Genomic DNA, 15,588 nt, shown 5'->3' on the forward strand with positions numbered 1-15,588 from the left:
CCTACCCGGTGAACAGGTCAATCCAAAAACAAGACCTTACTAAGGAGGCCTCGTGATCGACGGGCAACCGCTCGCCTGCTTTCAGCCATTTATCGATACCGCCACGGGCCGTATTGCGGGTGTGGAAGCGCTGGGTCGACTGCGACAGGCCAACGGTCAACTGGCTTCGGTGGGGCCGTTGTTCGCCGACCCGCGAACGCCCGCCATCGCCCTTCGTCGTCTTGACCGGCAGATCCGCGATAACGCTCTGAGCCGTTTGCATGAAGCGCCATCGGACTGGTTTCTGAGCCTGAACATATCACCGCGATGGATCAACCGGTTACGGCCGGACCAGGCTCTACCGAGCCTCAAGCAATTGAGCCGTCACACTGTCGACCCGCAACGCATCGTCTTCGAGATCACCGAACTGGGGGGCGACATCCAGCGCCTGGCCGACGTCGTGGCACGCTATCGACACGCCGGGGCACGGATCGCCATCGATGATTTCGGTGCCGGTTACTCGCAACTTGATCGGGTGCTGGCCCTGCAACCGGACATTCTCAAGCTCGATATGCGACTGTTCCAGGCTGCGGCATTGGGCGGCCCCAGTAGCGACGTGGTGAAAGCCCTGGCGCAAATGGCCGAGAAAACCGGGTGCTGGATCATTGCCGAAGGGGTGGAAACCGAAGATCAGCTGAATTTCGCCCTGGAGTGCGGCTCGCGCTACGTACAGGGGTTTCTGTTCGCCCGGGCGCAGGAGGACTACTTCGCCACCGACGCCTTTGTCGAACGTTTCGCGCAACTACGCCAGCGTTATGTTCAGCATAAACTGGGCGAACGCGGTCGACTGATGATCATGCGCCAGCAACTCTGCGAGTTGATGGCCATCTTGCAAGCCTGGGCCCTCGCCCGTGCGCCACTGAACGCCTTACCACAACTGCAGGCGTTTCCCTGGCTGTTGCGCTTCTATCAATGCGACCGTCACGGCACCCAGTTGACGCCCAATCTGGAATGGCGCAATGACGGCTGGGAGGCCGACAACCGCTACCTGGGTCATAACTGGTCGTGGCGGCCCTATTTCTATCACTTGCTGGCCGAAGGCTGGGAAGAGCGGCGCCTGACGCTGTCCACGACCTACCGCGATGCCACCAGCAATCAATACTGCCTTACAGCCGGGCAATTTTTCGACAACGGCGAGCGACTGCTGCTCATCGACATCGACGCCGCGGGTCTCTAGTTCCGCTTGCAGGCGCAGGCACGAACCCGGAAGCTAGAGGCTCAGTCACCTGACGGAGAGTCCAGCCTTGGATTGGCAAACCCTGCTTACCCGCGAACGCCTCGGAAAGCCTCTGCACAGCCCGGAAGAACTCGGCCGCAGCCCTTTCCACAAAGACCACGACCGCATCATTTTCTCGGGTGCTTTTCGCCGCCTCGGGCGCAAGACTCAGGTTCATCCGGTCACCAGCAACGATCACATCCACACGCGCCTGACCCATTCGCTGGAAGTCAGTTGCGTCGGTCGATCGCTGGGCATGCGCGTCGGTGAAACCATTCGAAGCGCCCTGCCCGACTGGTGCGAACCGAGCGACCTGGGGATGGTGGTGCAATCGGCCTGCCTGGCCCATGACATCGGCAATCCGCCCTTCGGGCATTCCGGCGAAGACGCGATCCGTCACTGGTTCCAGCAGGCCGCCGGCCGTGGCTGGCTGGACGCCATGAGCGAAGTCGAACGCAACGACTTCCTGAATTTCGAAGGCAACGCCCAAGGCTTCCGGGTGCTCACCCAGCTTGAGTACCATCAATTCGACGGCGGCACCCGGCTGACCTACGCAACGCTGGGCACCTATCTGAAATACCCGTGGACGGCAAAGCACGCCGATTCATTGGGCTACAAGAAGCACAAGTTCGGCTGCTATCAGAGCGAACTGCCGCTGTTGGAGCAGATCGCCAACAAACTCGGCCTGCCACAACTGGAAGAACAGCGCTGGGCGCGTCATCCGCTGGTGTATCTGATGGAGGCCGCCGACGACATCTGTTACGCGCTGATCGATCTGGAAGATGGCCTGGAAATGGACCTGTTGGAGTACGCCGAAGTCGAGTCTTTGCTGCTCAACCTGGTGGGTGATGATCTCCCGGAAACCTATCGCCAACTGGGCCCAATGGATTCGCGTCGGCGCAAACTGGCAATCCTGCGAGGCAAGGCCATCGAACACCTGACCAATGCCGCCGCCCGGGCCTTCGTCGAGCAACAGGACTCGCTGCTGGCCGGCACGCTGCCCGGTGATCTGGTGGAGCACATGCATGGTCCGGCCAAGCGCTGCGTCTTGAATGCCAAAGACATGGCACGCAAAAAGATCTTCCAGGACAAGCGCAAGACGCTGCACGAAATCGGCGCTTACACCACCCTCGAAATCCTCCTCAACGCGTTCTGCGGCGCGGCACTGGAACAACACAACGGTCGAACACCGTCCTTCAAGAGCCGGCGCATCCTCGACCTGCTAGGCAACAATGCGCCCGATCCTCATGGTCCTTTACACACTTCGTTCCTGAGAATGATCGACTTCATCGCCGGTATGACTGACAGCTATGCCAGTCAAATGGCGCTGGAAATGACCGGTCGCTCAAGCCACGGATGACAATGCATCGATCAGCCGCGTCAGGGCCTCCTGACAGGCTGATCGTCGTCCTGCGCATTTCTCGTTCCAATCCGCGCGTCAACAGAATCGCCCTACACCCAGTGCAGAGCGGACTGATCGAATGAACGGTCTGATCGCGAAATAATCACGCGCCCTCTGCTCGACAGATGAAACATGAAAAATCCTATGTCTGAACACGATTGGCGCATCTTGCTGGTGGAGGACCATCCTTTCCAGCTCAAGGCAACCCAATGCCTGCTGGAGAGTTACGGCTTCACTCAACTGACCGCCACTGACAGCGCCGAAGCCGCCTTGCAGCAAATGCTCAAGGCGTCGCAACCCTTCGACATCCTTCTGTGCGATCAATGCCTGCCCGACCTTCCCGGTCTGGATCTGATCGAATACGCCAGCCAGCGAGGAATGATCAGACAAGCCATTTTGCTGAGTAGTCTGACATCCATTGAACTGGACGGTCTTGAAAGAATGGCCGAAGAGCACGGGCTGCCTTTGTTGGGTTATTTGATCAAGCCCCTGAAACAATCAGACTTTAGAAACTTATTGACCTTGGCCTCACTATAAAAACACTCCAACAAAGACACACTAAAACACATTTAAACACCTATCTAATACATTTCAAATCAACCTCCCCAACTCGCCAAACACACATACAACACCCTCACTGATCCTCATGCAAAACCTAGTTGATCCGTAGTCCGATTCTTCTTCCACTGTAGGAATTATCTTATATTGCTACTACAGGCCTGTCAGTTCATGCCCCCCTCAACTATCTGAGCTAAGGTGCGCGCTTTATTTGAGCGCGTATGGGACTTGATTATGAACTCCGTTTTTATTGTCGACGATCACCCCGTCATCCGTCTTGCCGTCCGAATGTTGCTCGAACATGAGGGTTACAAAGTCGTCGGCGAAACTGATAATGGGGTCGATGCCATGCAGATGGTTCGTGAATGCATGCCCGACCTGGTCATTCTTGACATCAGCATCCCCAAACTGGATGGGCTGGAAGTTCTCTCCCGTTTCAACGCAATGAGTACCCCCCTAAAAACCCTGGTGTTAACGGCCCAGTGCCCGACACTTTTCGGTATTCGCTGCATGCAATCCGGCGCGTCCGGGTATGTATGCAAACAGGAAGACCTTAGTGAACTGGTGAGCGCAATTAAAGCGGTACTATCAGGTTACAACTATTTCCCCAGCCAGGCCTTGAATCCTGTCCGTGCTGACGATGAGCGATACGCCGACCTCGAACTGTTCAAGTCAGTCAACGACCGAGAGTTGATGGTATTGCAACTTTTTGCCCAAGGCCGCACTAACAAGGAAATTGCCAAGGGCATGTTCCTGAGCAACAAGACTGTCAGCACCTACAAAAAACGCCTCATGCAAAAACTCAAGGCCAAATCGCTCGTTGAACTCATTGATATGGCAAAACGCAACGCGCTAGTGTGAGAAACAGGATGCCCAGTCGTTTAATGGATTATCTAATACCGCTGGCCGCGGGTTTATGCCTGAGCACCTCAGCGCACGCGGCACAGATGGCGAGCGAGCATTACACCCTGCTCAGTCGTTCAATGAACGGACACATGGAAGTCCAACTGGATAAATCGCAACAACAATGGCTTAACAATAAACGCGATTTGATTCTGGGCACCTCTGCCCCCGACTACCCTCCTTTCGACCTGACCCTCAGCGGCCGCGACTACGAAGGTTTCACTGCTGATTATGCGGGCATCCTGGGCAAGGCCACCGGACTGCCAGTCAAGGTCCAGCGCTACGTTTCCCGGGGAGACGCGATCGAGGCCCTGGAAAAAGGCGAGGTCGACATGCTCGGCAGCGCCAATGGTTTTGAAGCCCGCAATGCCGACATCGTGCTGTCCTTGCCCTATGCCGTGGATCAACCGGTTCTGGTGACACGGGAAGGCGAAACCAGATCCCTGAGCGACGGCCTCGCCGGGCTGCGCCTGAGCATGGTGTATCACTACTTGCCGCTGGACGAAGTCAAAGCCCTGTACCCGAAAGCGATCATCACTTCCTACCCCTCCTACCAGAATGCAATCAATGCGGTGGCTTTCGACCAGGCCGATGTTTTTCTGGGCGATACCATTTCAACCCATTACATAATCAACAAGGGGTATCTGAACAACATCCGCATGGCCAACTTCGGTAAACACGAGGCCCACGGTTTCAGCTTTGCCGTGCATAAGGGCAACCCGGCTCTGCTCGGGATCATCAACGCCATCCTCAAAGCGACCCCTGGCAGCGAGCGAGAAAACATCGCCAAACGCTGGAGTGCGGGCAGTGACATTCTTCTCACCGATCAGAAACTGCAACTCACCGACCGTGAACAACGCTGGCTGGCGCAACATCCTGTCGTGCGCGTCGTGGTCAACGAAGCGTTGGCGCCGCTGACTTTTTTCGACAGCGACGGCAACTTTCGGGGCGTATCCGCCGATTTGCTCGAGCTGATCAGATTGCGCACCGGTTTGCGCTTCGAGATCCATCGCAGCCGTAACGATGACGAGATGATCGAGCAGGTCAACAACCATCAGGCCGACCTGATTGCCGCTCTGCTCCCCAGTGCCCAACGTGAAACGATGCTGAACTTCAGCCGTCCTTATCTGGAAAACTCCGTTGTCCTGCTCACTCGCAAAGCGGCCGACAGCCCGTCGAACCTGACGCAACTCACGGACAAGCGCCTGGCCATCGCCCAAGGCAATCCAATGGTGGCTTACCTGCGCCGCGAGTTCCCGCGAATCCATCTGATCGAAACGCCGGACACCTTCAGTGCCGTGGAATTGCTCGCCGAGGGTCAGGCTGAAGGGACGGTGAGCTCATTGGTGATTGCCAACTATTTCATCTCATCGCGAATCTTCGAGCACACACTTCAAATCAGCACCACCATCGGCACCCGGCAAGCCGCGTTCTCCCTGGCGACCGGGCGCGACGCCAAAGAGCTGGGTTCGATCCTCGACAAGGCACTGCTGAGCATCGCGCCGGAAGAGCTGGGCATAATCAACAGCCGCTGGCGAGGCTACTCATCGGCCTCTCAAAGTACCTGGCGCAACTTTCACCGGTTGTTCTATCAAATCGTTCTGGGTGTCGGCGTGCTGCTGCTGATGTCCATGACCTGGAACGCTTACATGCGTCGCCAGATCAATCAGCGCCTGGCCGCCGAGCTCGCCCTGAACGACCAACTCGAATTCATGGGATCGCTGGTCAACGGCACGCCTCATCCCATCTACGTGCGTGATCGCCAGGGCTTGCTGCAAAGCTGTAACGACAGTTATCTGGAGGTCTTCTGCGCCAAACGCGAAGACGTGATTGGTAAAAACGTCACGCAGGGCAGCATGAGCAACTCATTTGAAGCGCAGGAATACCAGGCGGATTACCAACGCGTCGTGGCCGAAGGGACCCCGTTGATTCTCGACCGGCCTTTGCATATCGGTGGCCGCACGCTGACGATTTATCACTGGATACTTCCCTACCGGGACTCCAGTGGTGAAGTACAAGGCATCATTGGCGGCTGGATCGACATCAGCGAGCGGCGACAACTGTTCGATGACCTGCGTGCCGCGAAAGAGCGTGCGGATGAAGCCAACCGTGCCAAAAGCACCTTTCTGGCGACCATGAGCCATGAGATCCGCACGCCGATGAACGCCATCATCGGCATGCTCGAGCTGACCCTCAAGCGTATCGATCACAGCCACCCGGATCGCCCGGCCATTGACGTGGCCTACCACTCGGCGAAAGACCTGCTGAACCTGATCGGGGACATTCTTGATATTGCGCGAATTGAATCAGGACGACTGAGCCTGAGCCCGGAGCGCGTCAACCTGAAAGAAACCGTGGCGTCGGTGGTACGGATCTTCGACGGTCTGGCCCGCCAGAAAAATCTGCGCCTGCGGCTGGACTTCAACCCGGCAACGCCCCCCTCCGATGTCCTGCTGGACCCGATGCGCTTCAAGCAGGTGCTGTCCAACCTCGTCAGCAACGCCATCAAGTTTACCGAACAGGGTCAGGTCCGGATCGTGGTCGAGCTGCATCCGACCGACGAACCCGACCGGGTGCTGTTGCAGTTGCAGGTTGAGGACAGCGGGGTCGGGATCAGCGAACAGGATCAACGGCGTTTGTTCGAGCCTTTCGCCCAGGCCGATCATTCCGGGCAGGCGACCAGAGGCGGCGCGGGGCTTGGTCTGGTGATCAGCCGCAATCTGTGCGAGATGATGGGTGGCAACCTGCAGTTGAGCAGCCAGGCCGGCATCGGCACTCAGGTCCGGATCTCAATGAACCTTGCAACACTGCCAGCCGAGCGGGTGTCGAAAACCGCTGAACCATCCCTCCACACGACCTTGGCTGTACTGAACGTCCTGGTGGTCGACGACCATCCCGCCAATCGTTTGCTCATGTGCCAGCAACTAGAGTTCCTGGGACATCGCTCCAGCGCCGCACCGGATGGCGAAGCGGGGTTGAAGGCCTGGAAGGAAGAGGTGTTCGATCTGGTGATCGTCGATTGCAACATGCCGATCATGGATGGATACGAACTGGCTCGCACCATTCGCCAACATGAACAGCAAACGCAGTGCCGGGCTTGTACCGTGCTGGGCTTCACCGCCAACGCCCAACCGGAAGAAATACAACGCTGCAAACAAGCCGGAATGGACGACTGCCTGTTCAAACCCCTCAGCCTGACAGCCTTGAGTCAATGGGTTGAAGGCGTTGCGCCGGCGGTCCGCGCCCCGGCCTTCAGCCTTGAAGGGCTGCATCTGTTAACGGGTGGCAGCCCGACACTGGACCAGCGCCTGTTGTCCGAACTGCTGAACAGCAACCGTCTGGATCGGCAAGAGTTGCTGGCGTTGTCCCCCACAGAAGATCGGCAGGCTTTCATCGAGGTGGCCCACAAAATCAAGGGTGCTGCGCGAATCGTCCAGGCTTGCCGATTGATCGACAGCTGCGAGGCACTGGAAAACGCTTGTCATGACGTGTTCCACCCTGACGTAGTCGTCAATTGCACCAAGGCCATGGACCGCGCGATGGTCGAACTGGAGCACGCATTAAAGCAACAGATAGGTCACAACGAGAAAAGCAGAATGATGGAGCCTTAACTATGCTTGGACGCTGAGCAGTGTGTTAACCATCATGGAGAGAACAGCAATGCCCAGCCCACTGCGCCCGGATCAACGCCGGTTTCCCCTGCACATCCATATCAGTGTGATGTTCACCTTCCTGTTATTGCTGACCGGCGTGGTGCTGGGCATTTTCAACTATGGACAAACCACGCAGATCATTCTTTCGAGCAGTGAAAAGCTCTTCAATCGCATCGAGCAGGATGTCCGCCTGGACCTGCAAGGCACCTATGAACCGATTCGCCATCTGCTGAGCCTGCTGGCGGACTACCCAGCGACCCGCGCACCGAACCTGGAACAGCGACTGGCGTTGCTTCAGCCCTTCAGCCAATCGCTCAAGGACAATCCCAACCTGGCATCGTTGTATCTGGGCTACGACAACGGTGACTTCTTCATGGTTCGCCCCCTGCGGACCACTGCCCTGAGAACCGTGCTGAAAGCCCCTGACACCGCGGCATTTCAAGTCTGGAGCATCGAGCACAGCAGCAGTGGTCAGATCCGCTCTCACTTCCTGTTTTTTGATCAATCCCTGACACTCATCAATCGTCAGGACAATCCCGACGAAACCTACGATCCCCGCGCCCGCGCCTGGTTCTCCAGCGCGCGCGGCGATATGGATCAGATCACCACCGAACCCTACGTTTTTTTCTCCACCCACAACGTCGGCACCACCCTGGCCCGGCGCAGTGGTGAAAACGCGGTGATGGGCGCCGACCTGACCCTGGCCGAATTGTCGGCCACCCTGGCCAAACATGTGGTGACACCCCATACCGAAATCGTGCTGTTCGATGCCCAGGGCAATGCAGTCGCCTACCCCGACAGCAGCAAACTGATAATCGACGACCAGACCGCTCGCCTGAACAAGGCTGCCGACCTCAGCCCCGGCCTCGATGCCCTGCTCTCCAATCCTCCTGCCGGCAATCGGCTGGACGCCGCCGGTCGTCAATGGATCGTGGCACGCAGCAGCATGACGGAGGGCGGCCCCCAGGGACTGCAACTGGCGTTGCTGGTGCCGGAGGACGAATTGCTCGCCGATGCTTACCGCATGCGTTGGCAAGGCGCGCTGATTACCCTGGCGACATTGCTGCTATGCCTGCCCGTGGGATGGTTGACCTCCAGAGTCTTGGTCAAGCCCCTGCGCGCGCTGGTGCAGGAAGCCGATGCAGTGCGCAGTTTCAATTTCAACTTTCCGATCGGCCGCAGTTCGCCGGTGCTTGAAATTGACCAACTGAGCGTGTCGATGGCGCGGATGAAGGACACCCTCGGCAGTTTTTTCCAGATCACCGATAGCCTGAGCGCCGAGACCCGTTTTGCGCCGTTGCTGCAGCGGGTGCTGTTTGAAACCGTGAAAATCGGGCAAGCCCACGCCGGTCTGATTTACCTGCGCGAACGTGACAGCGATCGCGTGGAGCCCCAGGGTCTGGTCATCAATGGCACGTCACAGGCATTACCTACGTTTGATGTTCAAGGACATGAACTCCAGGATCCAATGAGCCCCAAGTGGTTGCAGCAGTTGTCGAGTGCCGACAATATCGTGACCAATCTGGGTTTCGAACAGGCGGGGGATTTACAGAAGGTGATGCTCGCGCTGGAATGTCCCCGGGTGCACCTGATCGGCATCCGCTTGCACAATCGGCACGACGAAACCGTGGGCCTGCTGATCCTGCTTTTGACCGACAGCGGCACGCAAAGCGACCTGGAAAAACTGCGCCCGGACCGCATAGCGTTTCTCCAGGCCGTATCCGGCGCCGCTGCCGTGAGCATTGAGAGCCAACGCCTGCAAGCCAAACAGAAACAACTGCTGGACGCCTTCATTCAACTGCTGGCCGGCGCGATCGATGCCAAGAGCCCTTATACCGGAGGTCACTGCCAGCGAGTGCCGGAGCTGACCCTGATGCTTGCCCAGGCGGCTGCCGCCAGTCAGGCCCCGGCCTTCAGCGACTACCAACCCACCGAAGATGAGTGGGAAGCCCTGCACATTGCAGCCTGGCTGCACGACTGCGGAAAGGTCACTACGCCTGAATACGTGGTCGACAAAGCCACCAAGCTGGAGACCCTGAACGACCGCATTCATGAAATCCGCACCCGTTTCGAAGTCCTCAAGCGCGATGCCTGGATCAATTATTGGCAGGCCATCGCACTGGGCGGTGACGAGCAGCACCTGGCCCAATTACGCAATGCAAACCTGGCCGGGCTGGATGATGATTTCGCCTTCGTTGCCCGCTGCAATCTGGGCGCAGAGGCCATGGCCGAGGCCGATCTGCAACGGCTGCGCAGCATTGCCCAGCGCAACTGGACCCGAACCCTGGACGATCGAATCGGCGTGTCCTGGGAAGAAAATCGCCGTCAGGCACGAACCCCGGCACCGACCTTGCCGGTCAGCGAGCCGCTGTTGGCGGATAAACCCGAGCACGTGTTCGAGCGCGCCGAAAGCGAGCTGATTCCGGAAGATAATCCCTGGGGTTTCAAGCTCGATGTGCCGCGCTACAAATACAACCGGGGCGAGCTCTACAACCTGAGCATCTCCCGAGGCACGCTGACCCGCGAGGAGCGTTACATCATCAATCACCACATGGTGCAGACGATCCTGATGCTCAGCCACTTGCCCTTCCCCGGCCACCTCAACAACGTCGCGGAAATCGCCGGCGGCCACCACGAGAAAATGGATGGCACCGGCTACCCCAAACAGTTGAAGCGCGAAGAAATGAGCCTGCCGGCACGGATGATGGCGATTGCCGATATTTTCGAGGCGCTGACCGCCGCCGATCGCCCTTACAAAAAGGCCAAAACCTTGAGCGAGGCGCTGGGCATCATGGCCACCATGTGCCGTGACGCCCATATCGATCCGGAGTTGTTCAGCTTGTTCATCAACGCCGGCATCTATATGCAGTACGCCGATCGATTTCTCGATCCACGCCAGATCGATGCGGTCGACACGTCAAGCCTGTTGCTCAAGGCCGGCTTGAGGGTGTGATCAGCAATCGGTCAGACGCAGGAAAATCGCCGCCAGTTGCTCGATACCGGCCTGATCGTCAGCGGTAAACCGCGCCAGACTCGGGCTGTCGAGGTCCAGCACGCCGATCAGGCGACCGTCCTTGACCAGCGGCACGACCAGCTCGCTGTTCGAGGCGCTGTCGCAGGCAATGTGCCCGGGGAACGCGTGAACGTCTTCGACCCGCTGGGTCTGCAAGGTCGCCGCCGCCGTACCGCACACGCCGCGACCGAACGGAATCCGCACACAGGCGATCTGCCCCTGAAACGGGCCAAGCACCAGTTCTTCGTTGCGATTGAGGTAGAAACCGGCCCAGTTCAAGTCGTCGAGCTGGCTATACAGGAACGCCGAAAACTGCGCGGCATTGGCGATAAAGTCACGCTCGTCCGCCAGTAACGACTCCAACTGCGCCCATAACATGCCGTAACCGTCCAGGCCTTGGCCGCTCTTCTGTAAATCGATCATGCTTTGTGCTCCAACAGCTTCAGCCCCACCCAATAGCGGGCAAATTGATACGCGCAGCGTCCATTGCGGTTGCCCCGGCCCGTAGCCCAGCGCACGGCGAGGATGTCCAGCTGTTCGTTACGCTGCCACTCAAGGCCGGATTTTCCGGCCAATTGCCCAATCCAGTGCTCGACGACGTCAAGGAAGTGCTCTTGAGTAAACGGATAGAACGACAGCCACAATCCAAAACGGTCCGACAGCGCGATCTTGTCTTCTACCGCCTCGCTGGGATGCAGTTCGCCATCGACCCGTTTCCAGTTTTCGTTATCGCTTTCCTTCTCCGGCACCAGGTGGCGACGGTTGGAGGTGGCGTACAGCAAGACGTTATCCGGCGCCTGTTCGAGCGAGCCGTCGAGCACGCTCTTGAGCACGCGGTAGTCGCCTTCGCCCGACTCAAACGACAGGTCATCGCAGAACAGCACGAAACGCTGAGGCAGCCTGGCGATTTGTTCGACCACGCGCGGCAGGTCCGCAAGGTGATCGCGCTCGATCTCGATCAACCGCAGGCCGGCCTTGGCGTGCTCGGCCAGCAACGCGCGAACCAGCGACGATTTGCCGGTGCCGCGCGAGCCCCAGAGCAGTGCGTGGTTGGCGGGCATGCCATCGAGGAACTGCTGGGTATTTCGCCCCAGTTGCTCCACTTGTCGATCGACACCGATCAGGTCGGACAACCGTGTGTCGAGGCTGACATGCAGCGGCAGCAGAAAACCGCTGCGGCCCTCGCGTTGCCAGCGCGCGGCCAGGCATTGCGTCCAGTCGATGGCTTGCCGAGGTGCAGGCAAAAGCGGTTCGATACGGGCCAGGACCGCATCGGCGCGTTCAAGAAAAGCATTCAATCGGGAATCCACGTCTTCTCCTCGGGCACGTTCACAGTGATGATGGCATTACAGCGACGCAACACAGCATTCGGCGCCCGGTTCATCCCTTGTTGCACAAGGGCTCGCGAGAACATCGGTATCCATGCATGATCGACTATGCTTGAGCAGCGAAGGGAAACGGAAGTGGTTCAACACCCCATGGATATCAAGTTCACCCACCGGCTGTCATACAAGCAAGCCAGGCTGACCGTGCTTGTCGGTTTCATTCTGGGCACGCTGCTCAGTTTGCTGCAAATAGGCATCGATTATGCCAGCGAAGACGCCTCCATCAACCGCGAAATACTGTCTTTGCTGGAAATCAGCCATAACCCCGCGTCCCGCATCGCCTACAACATCGACGCCGAACTCTCCCAGGAACTGACCATGGGCCTGTTGCGCTCACCGGCGATCGTCGGTGCGCAACTGACTGACAACAACGGCACCGTCCTGGCCAGCGTCAAACGCCCGACCCTGCAAAGCAACTATCGGATGATCAGCGACTTCCTGTTCGGCGCCAACCGCCAGTTTGAAGACCGCCTCTACCTCGACCACTTGCCGAACGAATCCCTCGGCACCTTGCGACTGGAAGTCGATACCTATGCCTTCGGCAGCCGATTCCTGCGCCGGGCCGAGGTAACGCTGCTCAACGGCTTCGCTCGCAGCCTGATCCTGACCGGCATCCTGTTGGCGCTGTTCTACGTGATGCTGACGAAACCGCTGGTGCGGGTCATCCGCGAACTCAGCGGGCGCGATCCGCGCAGCGCGGAACCGACCTGGCTGGAATATCCGAGCGGGCATAAAAACGATGAAATCGGTGTATTGGTCAAAGTGGCCAACCAGCAGTTTGAAAACATCGCCACCGAAATCCAGCAGCGACGCAACGCCGAAAACCGCCTGACCGACTACCTCGGGCAACTGGAAAACATCGTCTCGGCCCGCACCGCGGAGCTCAAGGCGATCAATGCCCGGCTCAGCCAATCCAACCAGGAGCTGGAAGTCGCGCGAAGTACCGCTCTGGATATGGCCGAAGCACGTTCGGTGTTCCTCGCCAATATGAGCCATGAAATACGCACGCCGCTCAACGGCCTGCTGGGCATGATCGCGCTCTCGCTGGACGGCCCGCTCAATGCCGAACAACAGCAACAACTGTCCATCGCCCATGACTCGGGCAAAGTGCTGGTGGAACTGCTCAACGATATTCTCGACCTATCGAAATTCGATGCCGGCCAGCTCGAACTCGAACACATTCCGTTCGACCTCGGGTCGCTGATCGAAGACACCGCCAACCTGCTGTCACAGAACGCCGCGCCCAGCGTCGAGTTGACCTGCCTGATCGATCCGCACTTTCCGGCGTTGGTGCTGGGGGATCCGACCCGCGTCCGGCAGATCGTCAGCAACCTGTTGTCCAACGCCCTCAAGTTCACCCGTTTCGGTCGGGTCGATGTGCGTCTTTCAACCTTTGAAGATGGCGTCAGAATCGAAGTCTGCGACACCGGTATCGGGATTGCCCAGGATGCGCAGGTCAAAATCTTCCAGCCTTTCACGCAGGCCGGCGCCGGCATTACCCGCCAATTTGGCGGCACCGGGCTGGGCCTGGCGCTGACCTATAACCTCTGCGAAGCCATGCAGGGGCGGCTGACCATCAGCTCGGAAGCGGGTTTCGGCAGCCAGTTCTGCGCCGACCTGCCGTTGCCCTGCCACACCCGGGCCATCCCCCCGCAGCCGTTACCGGGCAAGGTCATTGCCATCACCGCGGCCAACAGCGGCCTGGCGGAACTGTTGAAAAACCTGTTGCCCGGCTGGGGGCTCGACTATCAGCAACGGTCCATCGATGACTCGTTCATCGGCCTCGACCCGGACGTGCTGATCACCGACTGCCCCGAATGCCTGTTTGGCCTGCGCCCGACCCTCGACGCGCCTATCTTGCTGGTGACCGCCTATGGCAGCTTCATGCCCAGCGAAGAAGCGAGCGCCCTGGCGCCCCTGCAACAACAGGCACGTCCTTTGGCGCGCAATGCGCTTTACCAGACATTGCGCCGGGTGCTGCTGCCTGAAAGCAACCTGATCAACGGTGCCCGGATCGAAACCCTTACCCCCCAACGGCGCGGACGTGTCCTGCTGGTCGAGGACAACCCGGTCAATCAATTGGTGGCCAAGGGCATGCTCGGCAAACTCGGTTGCGAGGTGATTGTCGCCGCTCACGGTGCCGAAGCCCTGGATCAGCTTGAGCACAGCGAATTCGATCTGGTGCTGATGGACTGCAACATGCCGGTGATGGATGGCTATGAAGCCAGCCGACAAATCCGTCGCAGCGGACGCTGGCCACAATTGCCGATCGTGGCCTTGACCGCCAACGCCATGTCCGAGGAACGCGAACGCTGCCGTGTGGCTGGCATGAGCGATTACCTGGCCAAGCCCTTTCGCCGAGAAGAACTGGCCGCCCTGCTCGACCTGTGGATACCGACTACGACAGCGCTTTGATTTGCCCCAGCAGGTGATCGAGACCGTCGCGCAGATCGTTCAGGCGATCCAGATCGACGCCGCTGTCGCACAGCAGCCGGGCCTTGAGCGGCCCGACCTGATCACGCAAGGCCTTGCCGGTCGGCGAAAGACTCAGGTGCACTTCTCGCTCATCGCGCGCCGAACGCTGGCGCTGCACCAGTTGCAGCTGCTCAAGGCGCTTGAGCAACGGCGTCAGGGTGCCGGAGTCCAGCGCCAGGCGTTCGCCCAGCGCCTTGACCGTCGGCTGCTCCGGCGCCGCCTCCTGCCATTCCCACAACACCAGCATCGCCAGGTATTGCGGATAGGTCAGGCCCAGTTGATCGAGCATTGGCTTGTAGGCGCGGATCACCGCGCGAGAAGCGGCGTACAGCTTGAAGCAGAGCTGGTTGTCGAGCTGCAGCGAATCGACAGACAGGGTGTTCATTTGAGCAGGGCTTCGATCTCGCGGCTCAGGTCCTGCGGCTTGGTCGCCGGAGCGAAGCGTTTGACCAACTGGCCGTCCTTGCCGATCAGGAACTTGGTGAAGTTCCATTTGATGCCCTGGGAGCCGAGCACGCCCGGTGCGCGTTTTTTCAACTGCACAAACAGCGGATGAGCGCCGGCACCATTGACGTCAATCTTCTTGAACAGGGGGAAGCTGACACCGAAGTTCAACTCGCAGAACTCGGAAATCGCCCCTTCGTTACCCGGTTCCTGCTTGCCGAACTGATTGCAGGGAAAGCCGAGCACCACCAGGCCTTGATCCTTGTAGGTCTGCCACAATTCTTCGAGGCCTTTGTACTGCGGAGTGAAACCGCACTTGCTGGCGGTGTTGACCACCAGAACGGCTTTGCCGGCGAAATCGGCCAGGGTTTTTTGTTCACCTTTGATGGTGGTCACCGGGATGGTCAGCAGGTTGTCGCTCATGGGTTTGGCTCGAATTGAAGGAACAAGCCATGAACATAGCGAGCAATTGAATTGTGTGCAATTTAAATTGTAGGGCG

11 protein-coding genes are annotated in these 15,588 nt (G+C 58.8%); 7 read left to right on the top strand and 4 right to left on the bottom strand.

Going from position 1 to position 15,588, the window contains the following annotated elements; translation table 11 throughout:
* Window positions 1–52: 52 nt before the first annotated feature.
* The 6 genes from ACA068_RS20360 (at window position 53) to ACA068_RS20385 (ending at window position 10,724) form a co-directional block, all read left to right on the top strand.
* Window positions 53–1,216, top strand: a complete 1,164-nt coding sequence (locus ACA068_RS20360; RefSeq protein ID WP_497304319.1) for an EAL domain-containing protein — start codon at window positions 53–55, stop codon at window positions 1,214–1,216.
* Between the two features lie 67 nt (window positions 1,217–1,283).
* Entirely contained in the window at window positions 1,284–2,615 is a 1,332-nt protein-coding gene (locus ACA068_RS20365) for a deoxyguanosinetriphosphate triphosphohydrolase (protein WP_497304320.1), read from the top strand.
* Between the two features lie 186 nt (window positions 2,616–2,801).
* The gene (locus ACA068_RS20370) at window positions 2,802–3,194 is read left to right on the top strand and encodes a response regulator (protein ID WP_497304322.1); all 393 of its coding nucleotides are present in this window, start codon (window positions 2,802–2,804) and stop codon (window positions 3,192–3,194) included.
* 255 nt (window positions 3,195–3,449) lie between these two features.
* Complete coding sequence (locus ACA068_RS20375) at window positions 3,450–4,076, top strand: response regulator transcription factor (RefSeq protein ID WP_094468347.1); 627 nt, start codon at window positions 3,450–3,452, stop codon at window positions 4,074–4,076.
* A gap of 8 nt (window positions 4,077–4,084) precedes the next feature.
* Window positions 4,085–7,729: a transporter substrate-binding domain-containing protein gene (locus ACA068_RS20380; RefSeq protein WP_497304324.1), complete on the top strand. Its 3,645-nt coding sequence runs from the start codon at window positions 4,085–4,087 to the stop codon at window positions 7,727–7,729.
* A 49-nt stretch (window positions 7,730–7,778) separates the two neighbouring features.
* Entirely contained in the window at window positions 7,779–10,724 is a 2,946-nt protein-coding gene (locus tag ACA068_RS20385) for an HD domain-containing phosphohydrolase (RefSeq protein WP_497304326.1), read from the top strand.
* Here ACA068_RS20385 and ACA068_RS20390 read toward each other — a convergent pair whose 3' ends face one another.
* Both ACA068_RS20390 and ACA068_RS20395 read right to left on the bottom strand, forming a co-directional pair.
* Window positions 10,725–11,207, bottom strand: a complete 483-nt coding sequence (locus tag ACA068_RS20390; protein WP_497304328.1) for a GAF domain-containing protein — start codon at window positions 11,205–11,207, stop codon at window positions 10,725–10,727.
* A complete protein-coding gene (locus tag ACA068_RS20395; RefSeq protein WP_497304330.1) occupies window positions 11,204–12,094 on the bottom strand; it encodes an ATP-binding protein in 891 nt (296 codons plus the stop codon). Before ACA068_RS20395 ends, ACA068_RS20390 begins: the two co-directional genes overlap by 4 nt.
* Window positions 12,095–12,262: 168 nt before the next feature.
* Between ACA068_RS20395 and ACA068_RS20400 the strand changes: the two genes are divergently transcribed.
* Entirely contained in the window at window positions 12,263–14,584 is a 2,322-nt protein-coding gene (locus ACA068_RS20400) for a hybrid sensor histidine kinase/response regulator (protein ID WP_497304332.1), read from the top strand.
* Here the strand turns inward: ACA068_RS20400 and ACA068_RS20405 are convergent.
* Together ACA068_RS20405 and ACA068_RS20410 are read right to left on the bottom strand one after the other, a co-directional pair.
* Entirely contained in the window at window positions 14,568–15,029 is a 462-nt protein-coding gene (locus ACA068_RS20405; protein WP_497304334.1) for a MarR family winged helix-turn-helix transcriptional regulator, read from the bottom strand. The two genes, ACA068_RS20400 and ACA068_RS20405, sit on opposite strands and share 17 nt — an antisense overlap.
* Window positions 15,026–15,511, bottom strand: a complete 486-nt coding sequence (locus ACA068_RS20410; protein WP_438659299.1) for a glutathione peroxidase — start codon at window positions 15,509–15,511, stop codon at window positions 15,026–15,028. The genes ACA068_RS20405 and ACA068_RS20410 overlap by 4 nt, the downstream gene beginning before the upstream one ends.
* Between the last annotated feature and the right edge of the window lie 77 nt (window positions 15,512–15,588).

The organism is Pseudomonas sp. LBUM1660, from assembly GCF_059695935.1.